18 protein-coding genes and 1 pseudogene are annotated in these 15,943 nt (G+C 35.5%); 2 read left to right on the top strand and 17 right to left on the bottom strand.

Going from position 1 to position 15,943, the window contains the following annotated elements; translation table 11 throughout:
- Window positions 1–32: 32 nt before the first annotated feature.
- The 3 genes from THESIDRAFT1_RS09935 to THESIDRAFT1_RS09925 form a co-directional block, all read right to left on the bottom strand.
- Entirely contained in the window at window positions 33–1,655 is a 1,623-nt protein-coding gene (locus THESIDRAFT1_RS09935) for an acyl-CoA dehydratase activase (RefSeq protein WP_006570303.1), read from the bottom strand.
- A 22-nt stretch (window positions 1,656–1,677) separates the two neighbouring features.
- On the bottom strand, window positions 1,678–2,928 hold the full coding sequence (locus THESIDRAFT1_RS09930; protein WP_006570302.1) for a 2-hydroxyacyl-CoA dehydratase subunit D: 1,251 nt from the start codon (window positions 2,926–2,928) through the stop codon (window positions 1,678–1,680).
- A gap of 74 nt (window positions 2,929–3,002) precedes the next feature.
- Window positions 3,003–3,422, bottom strand: coding sequence for an acyl-CoA thioesterase (locus THESIDRAFT1_RS09925; RefSeq protein WP_039929334.1), 420 nt, complete (start codon window positions 3,420–3,422; stop codon window positions 3,003–3,005).
- Between the two features lie 260 nt (window positions 3,423–3,682).
- Between THESIDRAFT1_RS09925 and THESIDRAFT1_RS13315 the strand changes: the two genes are divergently transcribed.
- On the top strand, window positions 3,683–3,841 hold the full coding sequence (locus tag THESIDRAFT1_RS13315) for a helix-turn-helix domain-containing protein (RefSeq protein WP_003867657.1): 159 nt from the start codon (window positions 3,683–3,685) through the stop codon (window positions 3,839–3,841).
- Between the two features lie 98 nt (window positions 3,842–3,939).
- Window positions 3,940–4,206 (top strand): annotated as a pseudogene (locus THESIDRAFT1_RS09920) (transposase); the annotation flags it as partial.
- A 258-nt stretch (window positions 4,207–4,464) separates the two neighbouring features.
- Here the strand turns inward: THESIDRAFT1_RS09920 and THESIDRAFT1_RS09915 are convergent.
- The 14 genes from THESIDRAFT1_RS09915 to THESIDRAFT1_RS14235 form a co-directional block, all read right to left on the bottom strand.
- On the bottom strand, window positions 4,465–4,950 hold the full coding sequence (locus THESIDRAFT1_RS09915) for a hypothetical protein (RefSeq protein ID WP_483027944.1): 486 nt from the start codon (window positions 4,948–4,950) through the stop codon (window positions 4,465–4,467).
- A 17-nt stretch (window positions 4,951–4,967) separates the two neighbouring features.
- A complete protein-coding gene (locus THESIDRAFT1_RS09910) occupies window positions 4,968–5,417 on the bottom strand; it encodes an Hpt domain-containing protein (RefSeq protein ID WP_006570299.1) in 450 nt (149 codons plus the stop codon).
- Window positions 5,418–5,419: 2 nt separating this feature from the next.
- Window positions 5,420–7,765, bottom strand: a complete 2,346-nt coding sequence (locus THESIDRAFT1_RS09905) for a chemotaxis protein CheA (RefSeq protein ID WP_006570298.1) — start codon at window positions 7,763–7,765, stop codon at window positions 5,420–5,422.
- A gap of 76 nt (window positions 7,766–7,841) precedes the next feature.
- The gene (locus THESIDRAFT1_RS09900) at window positions 7,842–8,213 is read right to left on the bottom strand and encodes a response regulator (protein ID WP_006570297.1); all 372 of its coding nucleotides are present in this window, start codon (window positions 8,211–8,213) and stop codon (window positions 7,842–7,844) included.
- Window positions 8,214–8,224: 11 nt separating this feature from the next.
- Window positions 8,225–8,725, bottom strand: coding sequence for a CheR family methyltransferase (locus THESIDRAFT1_RS15215; protein ID WP_244262815.1), 501 nt, complete (start codon window positions 8,723–8,725; stop codon window positions 8,225–8,227).
- Complete coding sequence (locus THESIDRAFT1_RS15210; RefSeq protein ID WP_244262642.1) at window positions 8,674–9,042, bottom strand: protein-glutamate O-methyltransferase CheR; 369 nt, start codon at window positions 9,040–9,042, stop codon at window positions 8,674–8,676. Before THESIDRAFT1_RS15210 ends, THESIDRAFT1_RS15215 begins: the two co-directional genes overlap by 52 nt.
- Window positions 9,043–9,051: 9 nt before the next feature.
- Window positions 9,052–9,639 carry a HEAT repeat domain-containing protein gene (locus tag THESIDRAFT1_RS09890; protein WP_006570295.1) on the bottom strand — a complete coding sequence of 196 codons (588 nt, stop codon included), beginning with the start codon at window positions 9,637–9,639 and terminating at the stop codon, window positions 9,052–9,054.
- Entirely contained in the window at window positions 9,617–10,720 is a 1,104-nt protein-coding gene (locus tag THESIDRAFT1_RS09885) for a protein-glutamate methylesterase/protein-glutamine glutaminase (protein ID WP_006570294.1), read from the bottom strand. The genes THESIDRAFT1_RS09890 and THESIDRAFT1_RS09885 overlap by 23 nt, the downstream gene beginning before the upstream one ends.
- A 32-nt stretch (window positions 10,721–10,752) precedes the next feature.
- The gene (locus THESIDRAFT1_RS09880; protein WP_006570293.1) at window positions 10,753–12,288 is read right to left on the bottom strand and encodes a chemotaxis protein CheW; all 1,536 of its coding nucleotides are present in this window, start codon (window positions 12,286–12,288) and stop codon (window positions 10,753–10,755) included.
- A 29-nt stretch (window positions 12,289–12,317) separates the two neighbouring features.
- Window positions 12,318–12,869: a methyl-accepting chemotaxis protein gene (locus THESIDRAFT1_RS15205; protein WP_244262641.1), complete on the bottom strand. Its 552-nt coding sequence runs from the start codon at window positions 12,867–12,869 to the stop codon at window positions 12,318–12,320.
- Between the two features lie 14 nt (window positions 12,870–12,883).
- On the bottom strand, window positions 12,884–14,251 hold the full coding sequence (locus THESIDRAFT1_RS09875) for a methyl-accepting chemotaxis protein (protein ID WP_244262640.1): 1,368 nt from the start codon (window positions 14,249–14,251) through the stop codon (window positions 12,884–12,886).
- A gap of 37 nt (window positions 14,252–14,288) precedes the next feature.
- Window positions 14,289–14,864: an HD-GYP domain-containing protein gene (locus THESIDRAFT1_RS09870; RefSeq protein WP_006570291.1), complete on the bottom strand. Its 576-nt coding sequence runs from the start codon at window positions 14,862–14,864 to the stop codon at window positions 14,289–14,291.
- Between the two features lie 185 nt (window positions 14,865–15,049).
- On the bottom strand, window positions 15,050–15,643 hold the full coding sequence (locus tag THESIDRAFT1_RS09865; protein ID WP_244262639.1) for a PucR family transcriptional regulator: 594 nt from the start codon (window positions 15,641–15,643) through the stop codon (window positions 15,050–15,052).
- Window positions 15,640–15,855 (bottom strand): hypothetical protein, encoded by a 216-nt coding sequence (locus THESIDRAFT1_RS14235; RefSeq protein ID WP_244262638.1) that lies wholly within the window; start codon window positions 15,853–15,855, stop codon window positions 15,640–15,642. Before THESIDRAFT1_RS14235 ends, THESIDRAFT1_RS09865 begins: the two co-directional genes overlap by 4 nt.
- Window positions 15,856–15,943 lie beyond the last annotated feature (88 nt).

Genomic DNA, 15,943 nt, shown 5'->3' with positions numbered 1-15,943 from the left:
CCACCATTTTATTTTTATCATAAAAAGTAACTTCATTTACCTTCAAGTGAAATTAGCGCTGCTCCAAGCGCACCAATAATCTGTGGTTCAAATGGGATTACAAGTTTTTCACCGAGCCTGCTTTCAATGGCATAAACTACTCCCTGATTTTTGGCAACGCCCCCTGTCATCATGTATTTTCCTTTTCTCCCTATTCTGTCGACCAGGGAAACTGCTTTTGAAGCAACGGCTTTATTGAGGGCATGTATTATATCCCTCTGGTCCTTGTTTTGGGCAATAAGAGATATTACTTCTGATTCTGCAAATACAGTGCACATACTGGTAATCGTGATATTTTCTTTTACTTCCTTATGCACTTTTGCCATTTCTTCAATTGAAATGCCTAACGTTCTCGCCATTACTTCAAGAAACCGGCCTGTCCCTGCTGAACATTTGTCATTCATCACAAAATCAATGACATTGCCGCTGTCATCTAACCTTATCACTTTGCTATCCTGTCCACCTATATCTATAACAGTTCTAATAGCATTGTCTACAAAAAACGCGCCTTTTCCGTGACAGGTAATTTCAGTTACAATTCTATCTGCAAAGGGAATGCTTACTCTTCCATACCCTGTTGCTACTATTGATGTAATATCCTTTTCTTGAAGTCCTGCATTATTTAAAGCAATTTCAAAAGCTTTAAAAGCACTTTCTAGAGCTTTAGGACCTGTTGGAATAATAGAATATGATATTATGTTTTTGTTTTCGTCGATTATGACTACATTTGTAGAAGTAGAGCCACTATCCACTCCTACAAAATATCCCTTCTTGGCTTTTTGTTTTTCCATCTTTTTTATACCGGTTGATTCCAAAAAGGCATCTATTCTTGTTAAAATCTGGCCGTTATTTGAATCGTTATAGTCAGTTTCAATTTTTAAAAGTGGGACGTCTGCTTTGCTTTTGAGTTCAGCATACTCATAGGAATAAAAATCACAAAACTTTATGGTGTTGTATATTATCCCCTTCAATTCTTTATTGATTAACTTGCTTCGATCTTCTGCCATTCTCATGCAGGGTGTTAAATTGAGAAGCGATTCCGCATAGCTTTTTAATAAATTATCTTTTGCTTCAATATTGAATACTCTTTCTTCACCTGTGCAGGTAAAATTTATTACATTTGCTGTACAAGAATTTATGATTTTTTCTATAACATCATCTTTAAGCCTCGCACCTAATATAGCAATGCTTTCAGTGGATTCCTTTTCTTTATTAAAAGACTTGCTTTCTAGAATTTTTAGCAAATTCTCTTCAGCAAAATTCTTGTTTTTAAAGGCCTGATACGCTTCTATAAATTCAATTATTTCATTGTAAAAAAGATCTATTGCGAGAGGATCTTTTTTTCTGGGCAGGTCTAGAAGATAGATAAGTTTTACTTTACCTTTTAATACATCATAAAGTCTTTTTATACTATCACAACAGGCAGTTAATACAACCTCTTCAATATTATTTTCAATTATATTTTCCAAAACCCCTTTTGCAAAACTGCACATATTTGAGTGAATCAGGGCCTCAGCATGTTCATGAGATTTATATCCTGACTCAAGTCTTACCGGTTCTTCTCCAAAGGCTTCGATTATTTCTACAGGCGTGTATTTGCAAATGTACCCTATCAATTTTTCACCTCCAGAAAGATTGCTAAAGCATTTCAAGAAAAGCTTCGAGCCTCGTCCTATTCTGCCCCTCTTGATTATTTCTTTTGTCTACACAATCCCCATCTAAATAAAGAAATGGAATACCCAATTCTGAAGCAAGATTTTTAATTATAAACGTTCCACCCATGGACTGCTTACAGCCCAAATGACAAAACTGTATAATGCCGTCCGGTTTTATTTTTTCTATCAGTTCTTTGATTCTTGCAACTCTTCTATTTATTTCACCATTAAAAGAGTTTAAGATAAGCTTTTCAGCGATTCCCTTGAAAGGGTCGTTTTCATCAACTTCATCAAGAAAATCATAATTTAAGTCACTACCAGCAATGTGAAATTTATCGCTAAAGTTAAAGTAATCTTTAAAATTTTTCTCAAATATAGGGAGAAGGTGTATAAAAAATATGCTTTTTCCACTTCTTTCAGGAGCTCTTTTTATATCCTCCACTAACATCTCATAAAAATGTAATACTTCCTTGCTTCCAATGAATACATGGGATGCAAAGAGCATATACATTTCAAAGGTCATAGTAGGTATAAATCTTTTTTCTCCCGCATAATTTAAATATTCTCTCATAAGTGCTCTTGTTTTATTTTCCGTTTTTACAACTTCCCTCAATTTATCAATATCAAGCTTTCTATTAAAAACTTCCTCAAGCTTTTCCGCCACTTCTAAAAGCTGTTTTTTTACATACACTACGGAGTCTTTAGAATATTTGTAGGGAATATCAATAATGTACAGTGGAACCCCGTGTTTTTTTGAAAGATACTTGAAAGTAGGTATATTCGCATCGCATATCATGGAAGTAGTCATCATAAATTTAGGTTTTTTGAGGATATTAAGTTCACTGGCTCCTATGAAAGTTTTATGATAACTGCATAAAGTATTTGACATGCCTCTCGATTCGGCAGTATCAACAAGATAATCTTCGATGAAGAAGCCTGACATGAAAGAAGAATATGCTTCAATAAATAAGGGTTTTATGTCCATAGCAATCAAAAATTCAGAGGGTGCAAAGAGGTTTACCCAAGCAGAATTTTGAGGATTTGCTAAAGAATCTTTTATGCTTTTTATAGAGTATTTATTTAGGTAATGAAGAGATTTGGGAATCCTTTTGTCTTTGAAAAAGCTCACATAATAGTAAGCAGAGGTAAGACCAAAATTTATTAGCTTATCTACTTTTTCCGGTCTATCCATATTATCTTTTATAATATTGGTATAAATCTTTACTGTATCCATTTTATCACTACCCCATAAACTAACCTTCCTTACAGAAGTGGTTTTTTATCCAGTTGATATTTATTTCTCATCTCCTAGATAATTTGTTTTGCCCTTTCCCTAAGCATTCTTTCTTCTTCATTTTCAGGCTCAGGTAAGGTAACATTATGCGGCGCTGGTCTTCCATTCTCATCTACATGAATAAAAGTAGCAAAGCCTTCTAATATAGGCTCAGCTTCATCATTTTTATATATTTTAGCATAAGTTTTTACACTAGACCTTCCAGTTAAAACTACACGGGATTTTATTTTTATAATATCTCCTTTCGTCGCACTCTTTTTAAATTCAAGGCCATGTATTTTCAGGCAAACAATGTTTTCAGGCTTTTTTATAAGGTCACAGGCAGCTATAAAACAGGCTTCCACAAACCATTCAGCTATTCTTCCAGCAAAAAGTGTTCCGTGATGGTTTAGATCTTCTGATTTGACAAGATGCGCAATACTTATTTCGTTCATCATTTTAGCCCCCTTTAAATTAATTCTATTCATTGGCAAAAGAATACAAAATCTTTTAATTTAATATTATCACAGTTTCTAAGTTTAGCCAAACCCGTTTTATGAGAAACATTCTTGACAAGACGATGAAGTAGAAGAATCACTTATATAGAGTGTAACGGATTTATTATCACTGTGAAGTGTGGTTATAAGTAGAAGGTAATTAAGGAGAAACGGAAGGAAGAATATGTTGAGAAATTGAAGAATCTGAAGCATATAAGATGATATTGGAGAAAGGAATAGAGAAAGAAATAGAAAAAGATGTAATGCAAGAAAAAATTGCTATTGTAAAAGAAATGTTAAAAGAAGGCATAGATATCGACAAAATTGCAAAAATTACAAAGTTACCTGTAGAAGAAATAAAGAAATTGCTAAATTAATGTTTTAAAAGGTTAAGAAGAGTTTCAAAAATGAGACTTTTTTATTTTCAAAATAATGGTACAGATTTTTGAGACTGTAAAGACTCAATTTGGCGAAATGGAATGTTTTAAGTCCATTTTATAAATTTCCTAATGAAGTAAGGAAAATAATGTATACAACGAATATAATTGAAGGATTCCATAGGCAGTTAAGGAAAGTTACAAAATCAAAAACAATATTTCCATCCGATGAAGCATTAGAAAAAATGCTATATTTGGTAAGTATGAATGTATTAAAGAAATGGACCGTAAGATATAAAAATTGGGATATAGTATTAAACCAATTGATTATAATGTATTCAGGCAGATTAGAAAAATATCTATAAGGGAAAAGAACCGAAAAAAAATTTTTCTTTAGGACCTTTGAAGACCTAGGGATTCAAAGGTCCTAAAGAAAAACTCAAATAACCCCTAATTGAATATTTTAACCAAATTAATTCACTTTCATGCATAAAATTTAGAAAAAAGGTTATACTTAAAGATGGATTAGATAAAATGTTAATTAATTCTTGCCAAGAAAGAGTATGAAATTAATCTAAATACACAAAATACTTTTCACTCCCTTAAAAAAATTTAAAGTCTCTTCATGAAATTATTCCCATTAAATTAAGTATTTTTGCTACATTCCCCCTGTTTTTTTTATAATGAATTTCTTTATTTTCTCTATACGCAGCAAGTATAAGCTGTAATAATGCAAAACTTAGTTTAGGCTTTTCTTCAAATTCGAGTTCTACCACATTAGCTTTCATCATAACTTCTTTTAAATGCATAATATCTTCTATTTTATTCTGCATATTTATATTTATTCTGACAACGTCTTTACTTCTATAGTCTTGCTTCACCTCCACGTTAATGACATCTGGTACATTTTGTAACTTCCAGACCACATCTTCGATTCTCATCCGACTTTCCAATATTGCCGTTATCTTTTCACCTACAACTTCTTCTCTTTGCAGCACATCAAGAGAAGGTTCAAAGCATATCACGTTTCCCATTTCCTCAATATATTTTTCAATTATCAGAGCCCGTGCATTTTTCATTACGCAATCCTTGCTTATCTCAACTGATATTTCCCAAATATTGTTATTTACTTGGTTTTCTTTTTTTCAATGGTTTCTTTATTGCTTTCCTCTATCTTCTTACCATTATTATTGTCATCCATTTGTTTAAAACTATCTATAGCGTTAATCAACACTTCTACTATATGGCTATCATAGTTTTCTCCTTTTATAGATGCTGACACCATTTCTTTCAAAGTATCAAAACTTTTAAACAGTATATCTATCAAATAGTCATCTATACCAAGTTCACCCTTCCTCAGCTTGTCAAAAAGATTTTCTAATCTGTGGCAAAAATCTGCCACCATGCTGAAACCCATTGTAGCTGACGAACCTTTTATTGTATGTACAATCCTAAAAATTTCATTTAAAATTTCTATCTGGTTGGTATTTTTCTCTATTTCCAAAAAAAGCTGTTCCAATCTCGAAAGTTGTTCTTCAGTCTCCTCAACATAGGCATCAAGATAGTCCAACATCATTTTTAAATGCCTCCCGCTAATTTTTCAGGATTTAGAACAAGAACAATATCCCCATCACCCAATATAGCCGCACCCAAAAAATATACTGAAGATAGTTCTTCCGGAAGGGGCCTTATAATGATCTCCTGTTCACCAATAAATTCATCTACCATCAGCGCCACGCCATTATTTAGTACAACAAGTGAATATTCTGTATCAAATTTTTCTCCAGCATCATTTTGAAGCCCCATAAATTCCTTTAGTCTCAAAAGTGGCATTATTTCTCGTCTCAATACTACTACTTCTTTTCCTTTCATCTTTCTTATATCCTCAGCCTTTATTTTTACTAGTTCTCCTACACTTTCAAGGGGCAAGGCATAACGGCGCTCTTTCAAAGTAAATAACAGTACCCTGGATGTTACCATTGTCACAGGCAGTTCCAGGTATACAGAAGTACCTACTCCCGCTTTACTCATCAAACGCACATTACCACCCAGTTTTTTCACTGTATCACGAACGACATCCATTCCCACACCTCTACCAGATAACTCTGTTACGTCATCTGAAGTACTAAAACCAGGTATAAACAGAAGTTCCAAAACAGCGTGTTCATCCATCGTCGCTGCTTTTTCAGCAGATACAAAACCTTTTTGAACTGCCTTCGCTCTTACTACATCAGTATCAATGCCGCGTCCATCATCTCTGACCTCAATAATAACCTTATCTCCTATTTTTTGTGCCTTTAGAACCAACAAACCTTCTTCAGATTTTCCCTTTTTTAACCGTTCTTCCGGCTTCTCAATTCCGTGATCGATTGCATTCCTTATAATGTGTAACATTGGATCATAAAGCGCCGTCGCAATATTCTTGTCTATCTGGGTTTCCTCCCCCTCAGTAACAAGACGTACCTTCTTGTCAAGTTTTCTGCTAATCTCGCGAATCATTCTTGGAAAACGATCAAATATATATTTTATTGGAAGAAGTCTCAAGCTCATTACTATGTCCTGCAAGTCATTTCCTATCCTCTTTAGCAAAACCTGCCTATCTTTTAATTCTTTTGTTACATCTGTTGATCCATATTCCATTTCGATTTTTTTTATCATAAACGAAAGTCCATTATTGACTGCAACCAGTTCTCCTACTAAATTCATGAGCTCATCGATTTTAGTTTGGTCTACTTTCAGCGTTTTCGTAGTTTCGATTTCTGAAAACCCTTTATTGTTCATCACATCTCTGGAAATACTTTCATTATACTCTTGCAAGATTTTCTCTTCACCTTTTTTAATTTCAAGCCTTTCTATTTCTTTATTCTCAGTTCTTACTGCATAAACTTCCTTATCTTTAGATTCACCTTCTTGTAATTCATTTTTGTTACTTATTACCAGATTCATAAGTTTTGCAAATTTTTCTGGCAATTTGACTTTATTTGTTTTAAATGCTTTGACTAATTTTTCTCCTTTTGTAACCCAACCCATGTATTCTGCTATCCTTTGAAGCAGGTTTATAACCATGTTTCCCCTCCAACGCCGGTCTTCTGGCGTCTCTGCAATCTTATAGAACTCCTCCTGCTGTGAAATTATCATATCCATGACTTCTTGTACCTTGTCTTCCCCAGCCGACGTAGCCGATAAAGAATCAACTTCAGAAGTCGTAAATTTTTCAATTGCACCAGGAAACACTGGAGATACAAGTACCTTTACATCAGTATCTGTTCCTACTACTTTATACATTGTGTCTTCTATTTCTTGGGCATTTTTATCAGATATCAATACAAAAGTCAAAGATATATAAGGGATAGAAGGATCAAGTTCTTCTAGTGAAGGTAATTTTCGCGTATCAGCATCAATATGTGTAACCTCTCCAATTTCTTTTAATTTGTCAAAAAATTCGGTTACATCAATTTCTGCAGCTTTTGTACCTACTACTTGAAGTAGTATTTCATAAACATTTTCGCTTTTTTGTATTAATTCATTTAAAAAAATTTTTTTGTCTTTTGAAATAGTGCGTAACATATCGTCTGTATGTACCACAGAAGCTTGAGGCATTTTATCTATTTTATCCAAAAACTCTGATATTCTGCCTTCAAATTCTTTTAGCTCCGGCGTTTTTAATGTCTCAAGTCCTTCTTTTTCAGCATTCTCAATTAAACTTATTATCATCTCAAAAGAATCCAGTAAAAAATCACTTATCTCCGTATCGATAAATTTCTCTTTTTGTGCCATTTCCTTAATCAGTTTTATTAAACTTTCTATAAAAGAACCCAGTTTATCAAAATCATAGGACTTGCATAATTGCAATAATTCATTCAATCTGCTTAAAATTTCTTCAGCTGTTTTATCTTTTTCATCAGCATCTTCCAGCGCAAGCACAAAAAACCTATATTGTCAAGCAATTTTTTTGCATTATTTATAAATCTATTGGATTCATTCTTCATTTCAGTCATCCCTACCTTACCCCTGTAAGCATTTTTGCAGAAAGTTGCAAGCATATCGGATCAACCGGTTTTTCTAAATAAAGATTTGCTCCAACTCGAAATGCTTCTAAATAGTCATTTTCTGCTGATTCTGTAGATATAACAATCACTGGTACAAAACCGTGAAGCTCTTGCTCTCGTATCTGCCGTACCAACTCGTATCCGTGCATTTTAGGCATATTCACATCAACTAATAAAAGGTCAAATTTCTTTGCAAGATACTTTTCCAAAGCTTCATAACCGTTGGCAGCTTCTTCAACCTCAAAACCGACATTTCGAAGTATCGAACCATGAAAACCACGCACTGCCGCAGAATCATCTACAATTAATACGCTGGGATTCACCTTTTTTCACCTCATTTCTGGTACACAAACGCATTTTTATACTTTCGCAGTTTAAAGATAGGTGTAATGCGGCTCATTGACTCTGAATGGCCTAGAAATATATAACCTCCTTCTACAAGAGCTTCATAAAAATAAATTGCTACTTGCCTTCGAGATGCATCATCAAAATAAATAAGCACATTCCTGCAAAAAATCACATCAAAATTTCTCATTTTTCGCATTTCCGCTGCATCCATTAAATTTAACTGAAAAAATGTGACCTTCTTTTTAAGTTCTGGTACTACTTCATAAAACTCTCCTTTTTTATATAAATAACGCTTTTTATATTCTTCAGGCACAAGCCGAACAGCTCTTTGTGAATATAAACCCTCCTCGGCTTTTTTCAGGACATCTGTATTTATATCCGTTGCATAGATTTCCCATTCTATATCACTTACGTCTTCAAGCATTTCTTCCATTATTATTGCGAGCGTATATGGTTCTTCACCTGTAGAACAGCCAGCCGACCAAATTTTAATTTTTCTATATTCTCTTTGCGTTTTCTTTCCAAAATTTCAGGTAAAACCTCTTCCGCAAAGCATTTCAACTGATAATATTCCCTAAAAAAATAAGTTTCATTAACCGTTAAAGCATTAAGCAATTCTTGAAGTTCCCGCCCTGTGACGTCAAATCGCAACCACGCAAAATAGCTCCTGAAATTCTCGTATCCGGTAGCCTCTATGCGGCTTTCTACCCTGTTTTTTACATAATACATTTTTTGCTCCTCAAAATATATTCCTGTTTTCCGGTAGATAAAATCTCTTAACTTGATAAATTCTTCAGCTGTCACTTGTTCACCTCATTCCGATCCTCCCAGTTTTTTTAACGCAACTTCTGCGACATATTGAAAAAAGGGGCTGGAAAAGCGATTTAAAGCTTGCTTTATTGCTTTCTTGTCCTCATCACTACCGCCAATCTCGCCTAAGTATTCAACTGCTGCCGCCACAACATTTTCTTCTTCATCTTCCTCTATAACTTTTCTTAAAATCATAGCAGCTTCTTTCAATTGCCCTTCTCCTATAGCATTAACCACTAGTTGTCGAACATCTTTGTCAGGATGCGTAATCATTCTTTCAAAAATCTCAAGAGCTGAATCTCCAATGGTTGCCAATATTTCTACTCCAACATTCCTAAGATAAGCATCATCGCTTTTAAGTAACTCCACAGCAAGTTCTGCAACATTTTTGCTTCCTATCTTTGTAAGAGAACTCACTATTGACTCTTGTACTGCTCTACTCGTTTCCATCCAAAGTTGTTCTACCAATGCCTTTACTACCTCTTTATTTTCAAAATTTCCCAAATCGAGTGCTGCCGCAATGCGTTCGCTTTCATTTCTGCCATTCTTCATTAGTCTAATTAATTCATTAATATTCTGAGGTTCTTGCATACTCATTCACCTTCTTTAGCAAAATATCACTTATCTTATAAGCAGGTGCTACTATCTCAGCTCCACCACGCTCTACAGCTTCTCTTGGCATACCATATACTATAGCAGTCTCTTGTGATTCTGCAATAGTTAACCCACCTCGTTTTCTTATTTCGACCATCATATCTGCACCGTCGTCACCCATTCCTGTCAAAAGTACACCTATAATATTCCGGCCATCTACATTTTCAAGTACCGATTTCATGGTAACGTTAATAGAAGGCTTATAAAGTGCCTCTTCAGGTTTTTGAGTTAATTTAGTAATAAGCTTAGAACTTCTCGAATCCCTTTCCACCACAAGGTGCCATCCACCTTTTGCAATAATAACTGTTCCAGGTTCTACAAATGCTTTGTCTTCCGCTTCCTTTACTTTTAAATTGCAGCTTTGATCTAGGCGTTGAGCAAAAGATTGTGTAAAACCTGGTGGCATGTGCTGAACTACCAACACAGCCGCCGGAAAATCTGAAGGAAGATAAGGTAAAATTTCCATCAACGTTTTTGGTCCCCCTGTAGAAACTCCAATTACTATCACAATTTCGTTTTTGACATTTTTATTTTCATATACTTTCCCAGTTACCTCCTGCTTTCTACGTTTCAATAACTTTTTAAAGTTTCTTGAAGAACTTAGTAGCTCCTTATTCGATAAAGCAGCTATCCTCACTTTTGATACAATTTCGTCGGCAAGCTGTTTTATTCCCAGCGAAACTGTGCCACCTGGTTTTGCCACAAAATCAACAGCTCCGAGCTCGAGAGCTTCAAATGTGGTTAAAGCTCCTTCTGTAGAAAGAGATGAAATAATTACAACAGGACATGGCGCAAGAGACATTATGTACTGCAGTGCGGTAAGTCCATCCATCACTGGCATATTTATATCAAGAGTTATCACATCAGGACGTAGAGCTACTGCCTTTTTTACTGCCTCATTGCCATCACGAGCGGTATCAATTACTTCCATGTCTTCCTCATTTTCAAGTATATCTTTTAAACACCTTCGCATAAAAGCAGAGTCATCCACTACGAGTACACGAATTTTTTTCTTCATAATTAGCACTTCTCTCCTATCAAACTATTGCGTCAATTATCTGCTTCATCTATTGCCATTAGTTCTTTTTTCTCCTTTCCTGACAACACCTCTTCCACAGATAGCAAAATGATCATCCTGTTCGCCCCATCAAATTTTGCAATGCCTTTTATAAACCTTTGGTCTATTTCATCCATAAGAATCTCTGGCGTATCCTCTATCTGAGAATGCCCAACTTTTAATACTTCTTTAACTGAATCAACGATTAGGCCGGTGTGTCTTCCAGAAATTTCAACGATCACTATCCTATTGCGATCATCCCGATTTTCCTCTTTTAACCCAAACTTTTTTCTAAGGTCGATAACAGGTACAATCGTACCGCGCAGGTTTATGACACCCTCCACAAAATCCGGTGCCTTAGGAACCGCTATTATTTCTGTTGGTCTTATTATCTCCCTTACATCCTCTATAGGAAATGCGCATTCTATACCATCTACCAAAAAACTTACAAGCTGCTCCTCTTCGTCCTTTGCATCAACAACCTTCATCTCCTCATCACCACCTTGTGTCCTTAATATATTAGCACTTTCTCTCAACCTATGCGAAAATAGCTTTTTGGGATCAAGTATGTAAACTAGGCGGCTACCTTCATTCAGCTTACATATACCACTTATTTCTTCACTATCTTTTGCCTTTAATAAAGGTGGTACCGGAGCAACCGCAACTTTATCTATTCTCAACACTTCCAAAACCAAATCAACTCTAAGCCCCACAGTATACGAAAAACCATTTTCCTCTATACTTGTAACTACTATTCTCGACCTCTCATCAAAAGAGCATTCTTCCATATTAAACAATCGTCGTAAGCTAACAATGGGTAATACTTTATTTCGAAGAGAAATAACACCAAGGATATAAGGTGGTGTATTGGGGACCTCACTAACCTCACCAGAAAAACGAACAATTTCCTGTACACTGCCTACCTCAATACCGTATTCTTCCTCTCCTATCTTAAAACTTATCATCTGCAATTGTTCTCCGTTAGCATCCGCGTTCTTTTTTTCGCTTTCTTGAACTATGCCAATTATATTGTTCTTACTAACTTCCGCACCCTCTCTGACAGTTTCTCCCTCGTGGAAATTTAGAAGTTTCTCGGCATCTAGCAGCATGACCAACTTTTTGCCCTTTTCAATTTTGGCAATACCTTCAACAAAGTCTGCAGCAGTTTCTGAGCCAGACCCCTTTTCTATTTCATCCTCATGGATAGATATTACTCCAACTACTTGATCAACTACATACCCTAACTTCTTGTTACCCGCTGTCAGCACGATCACACGACTTGCCTCAGTATCCTCATTTTTTTTGAGTCCTAAGCGCAGTCTGCAATCTACGATCGTCAAGATTGTGCCTCGCAAGTTGGCAAGACCACGAATATATGAAGGGGTACTTGGAACTTTTACTACATCAGGAACCCTTATTATCTCCTGGAGATATCGCATATCTATGCCGTACATTTCATCGCCCAAATGAAATGTAACACACTGAAGGCCATTTTCCCTTGACATATCTTTTGTGTTTACCAGTTCCATAAAACATCACCTTAACCAATATTTAAATCTTAAAGCTGTTGCATTTCATCGGCTAGTGCTGCAATGTCTTCAATAGCTTGAGCTAACTCCCTTATACCCTCTGCTTGTTGCTTACCAGCTGCAGCTGCTTCTTGTGCAGCCCTTGAAGCTTCCTCGGCAGCAGAAGCAATCTGATCTACTCCTTTCCTTATCTGTCCTATCGCTAATATACTCTGATTAGCCTCTTCTGCAATTTCTTCACTAGCTTTTACCATTTCCTTCATATCCTTTTCTATCTGCTCCAAATCTTTTGAAGTTCTTCTAGCTTTTTCTACCTCTTCAACAGTAGAATCGCCTATTGCCTCTGCATCTTCAAGTACTATTCCTATTTGCTCCTGTATAGATCTTACCAGTTCCTTGATTTGTTCTGCATTATTCGTACTATCTTGCGCCAAATTTCTTATGTCCGATGCAACAACTGCAAAGCCTTTACCGTGTTCTCCTGCTCTTGCGGCTTCTATAGCTCCGCTTACCGCAAGCATGTTTGTCTGAATACCAACTGTCACAATAGTATCCACAATTTTATTGATCTGTTTAGCCATAGACTCCAACGTTTTTATTTTTCTATATTTAGCTTGTTTTCATTAAGAGCATCTTCAATACCAGCAATAAGTTGATCTACATTGCTCTTGTTGGTTTCAAGTAATCTTGAAAGTTCCATCACTTTATTTAAAGCCGACTGCGCCTGCTCGCCAATCGTCTTCATTCCGTTTTCGACCTGAGCAACAGCGCTGGAAGATTCTTCTGCTGCACTTGCCTGCTGTTCGGCACCTTTGGATATCTGCGAAAGTGCAACCATTATTTGATCTGCTGATTTACTTAATTCTTCTATCGCAGCGGAAAGCTCTTCTGCCGCAGCCGCAAAGCTTTCAGCCGATTTTTGAGTATCAGTAGATGTCCTTAAATCTTCCGCCATCTCAGCAAGTTCAGTAGACCCTTGACTTACATCAGCGAGAGCTTTTGCCTGTTGTTCTATCGCTTGAAGTGACTCTTCTGTAGCTCCAGCCTGTTGTTCAGCACCGCTTGCTATTATTTCCGCCCCTTTTTGGAATTCTTGCACAGCTTGAAACGATTGGCGACTAAGATCATTTATCAAAGACACCCCTTTTACTACTTCATCCATTGCTCTGAGAACAGAAACAAGGCCTTCACTTATAGTCTTCCCTCTTTCAACTTGTGAACGTGCTTTGGCTGCTGCTCCATTAATAGCATCTACTACTACCTTAACTTCTTGCTGAATTTGATTTACTACTTCTCTTATATCATTAGCTGCCTTTTCCGAAGTTTCAGCAAGTACCCTTACCTCATCGGCCACTACCGCAAATCCTCTGCCGTGATCTCCAGCCCGTGCTGCCTCTATAGCCGCATTTAATGCCAGTAAATTAGTTTGATCTGCTATTCTTCCAACTGTCTTGACTATATCAACTATATTCTCTGCTTGCTTTTCTAGTTGTGCTACAAGTCTTGCTGATTCTTCATTTTTAGACGATGCTTTATTTACGCCTTCTACAAGCTTTTCTATGTCTTCAGCTGTCTTTTTTACAAGTAACTGAATAGCCTCAGCCCTATCCAATACCTTCTGCGCATTCGCCGATGAACGTTCCGCTCCTCTAGTTACTTGTTCAATTGCTGCAAGTGACTCCTGTATCGCCTTGCTTGCTTCCTCTGCACCGCTAGCAATCTGTTCCATAGAAGACCTCAATTCTTCGATTGCTCCTGAAGCTTCCTCAACTCCAGATGAAAGCTCTTCTGTCGCTGTTGCAATTCTTTCTGCTGCCTGTTGTCTCTTTGCAAAGGTGCGTGCCTTTTTCCTTTGCATTTCAATTTGCTTTCTATCTACCCCATCTACGGCTGTATTTGTACTGGTTGCACTTATGCTCTCTCCACTCAAAGGAGCAAGTGTTTTATAATTTTTTTCAGCCATATTTTAAACCTCCCACTATATTGTAAAATTTTTAAACTTAAATATTTTTAATAATATCAACATATGATTTGTTAATATATCTTAAAAAAATGTCCAACAGTTCTTCATCAAACTGCCCTTTTGATTCTTTTAATACGTTAATAGCCTGCTGAATGGATAATGGATCTCGGTAAGGTCTTTTGCTTGTAAGCGCGTCAAATACATCTGCAATAGCAATTATTCGTGCGAAAAGTGGTATGCTTTCACCTCTTAAACCTTCCACATAGCCCATACCGTCGTATCTTTCGTGATGATAATAAATGCCATCAAGAATTTTGTTAGAAAAACCGAGATTTACCAACAACTTTTTCGCTATTACCACATGCTGCTGTACCATCTGTTTTTCCCAGCGTGTATAACTTCTCGGTGTTTTTAAAAGCTTGTCCGGCAACGCAACCTTGCCACAATCATGCAACAGAGCAGCTACATAAAGTTCTTTCATATCGTCTGAATCTAAACCCAATGCAGTGCCTATTGTCATGGCATACTTTGATACATTTCTAGAATGAATGGCCGTCAGTCTGTCCCTTGCCAGCAGCATGTAAAATAAAGCATGAATAACATCAGATATCACGATCTACCTTCCTTTAACATTTTTTCTTTTGTACTTTTTATACTATCTAAATGTTCACCTCCTACAATTTTGTAACTTTTGTTTAAATTAATTATAATAACAGTGTTACAAAAAACATATATCTTAAAAAGACAAAAAAAATAGCATGTTATGTATTTTTTGCTATGAATAGTAAAAGCATTATTTTAATCTAAAATTAGTTTTATTGCTTTTATCAATACATAGTAGTAAAATCTCTTACTTCCGTCTTTTAGTATATCTTCTCCTACCAATTCCTTTATTTTATTTAACCTATATTTAACAGTATTTGGATGCATAAAAGTTTTCTCAGCCGTCTTCTTTATACTTCCATTATTATCCATAAATACTTCTAAGGTTTCTATTAGATTTGTATTGTGTTTTTTATCATATTCGTAAATACAACGTATATTTTCGTCTTTCAAAATATCTTCTTTATCCACAAGACGCAAAAATTTGTATATACCTAAATCATCATAGAAAGTAATGCTTTCTTTTTTGTAAATCTTTTTTCCCACTTCATTTGCTATATAAGCCTCGGTATAAGCTTTTTTGATCATAGTACTTTCTTTTACAAAGGAGCTAACTCCTGCTGATAATGTGAAAGGCAAATTTAAATCATATATTTCTTTTTGTAATTTATAAAAAACTTCTCTTACTATATTAATATATGTCTGCCTTTCATATCTATTTCTATCAAACCCAACAAATAATAATATTTCATCAATATTAGGTAAAACGAAAAGAAAATGCGTCTTCAACGCATTTTTAAAAAAATTTTTATTTTATTCTTTACAATTCTTGCATCTTCCTCGTACTTGTTATTTGGCTTGTCCGATTGTATCTCGCAAATTATGGCACAGTTTTCATCATAAAAAGGTAAATTTAAACTATCAATTCTGTATATTGATTTTTCTAAATCACTATCTAAATCTTTAATCGTATATGATTCTTCAAATACGATTTTATCCATTCAAGAAAACCTCCCCATAAATAAACCAGTCTTATTTTTATTTTTTATATTCGACAAAATTCGATAAAATCCTTCCGAATTATCTTTT

Origin of the sequence: Thermoanaerobacter siderophilus SR4, assembly GCF_000262445.1 — a bacterium.
In the GTDB taxonomy this organism is placed as follows: Bacteria; Bacillota; Thermoanaerobacteria; order Thermoanaerobacterales; family Thermoanaerobacteraceae; genus Thermoanaerobacter; species Thermoanaerobacter ethanolicus.
Note: the sequence above shows the minus strand (reverse complement) of the source record. Positions and strands in the feature narration are given on the sequence as shown.

Coding starts and splice junctions, on each gene's coding strand:
- THESIDRAFT1_RS15205 (WP_244262641.1), bottom strand. CDS start 12,869: ATGGCTAAACAGATCAATAAAATTGTGGATACTATTGTGACAGTTGGT.
- THESIDRAFT1_RS09925 (WP_039929334.1), bottom strand. CDS start 3,422: ATGAACGAAATAAGTATTGCGCATCTTGTCAAATCAGAAGATCTAAAC.
- THESIDRAFT1_RS09890 (WP_006570295.1), bottom strand. CDS start 9,639: ATGCAAGAACCTCAGAATATTAATGAATTAATTAGACTAATGAAGAAT.
- THESIDRAFT1_RS14235 (WP_244262638.1), bottom strand. CDS start 15,855: ATGGATAAAATCGTATTTGAAGAATCATATACGATTAAAGATTTAGAT.
- THESIDRAFT1_RS13315 (WP_003867657.1), top strand. CDS start 3,683: ATGATATTGGAGAAAGGAATAGAGAAAGAAATAGAAAAAGATGTAATG.
- THESIDRAFT1_RS09880 (WP_006570293.1), bottom strand. CDS start 12,288: ATGGAACTGGTAAACACAAAAGATATGTCAAGGGAAAATGGCCTTCAG.
- THESIDRAFT1_RS09885 (WP_006570294.1), bottom strand. CDS start 10,720: ATGAAGAAAAAAATTCGTGTACTCGTAGTGGATGACTCTGCTTTTATG.
- THESIDRAFT1_RS09930 (WP_006570302.1), bottom strand. CDS start 2,928: ATGGATACAGTAAAGATTTATACCAATATTATAAAAGATAATATGGAT.
- THESIDRAFT1_RS09910 (WP_006570299.1), bottom strand. CDS start 5,417: ATGATGTTGGACTATCTTGATGCCTATGTTGAGGAGACTGAAGAACAA.
- THESIDRAFT1_RS09875 (WP_244262640.1), bottom strand. CDS start 14,251: ATGGCTGAAAAAAATTATAAAACACTTGCTCCTTTGAGTGGAGAGAGC.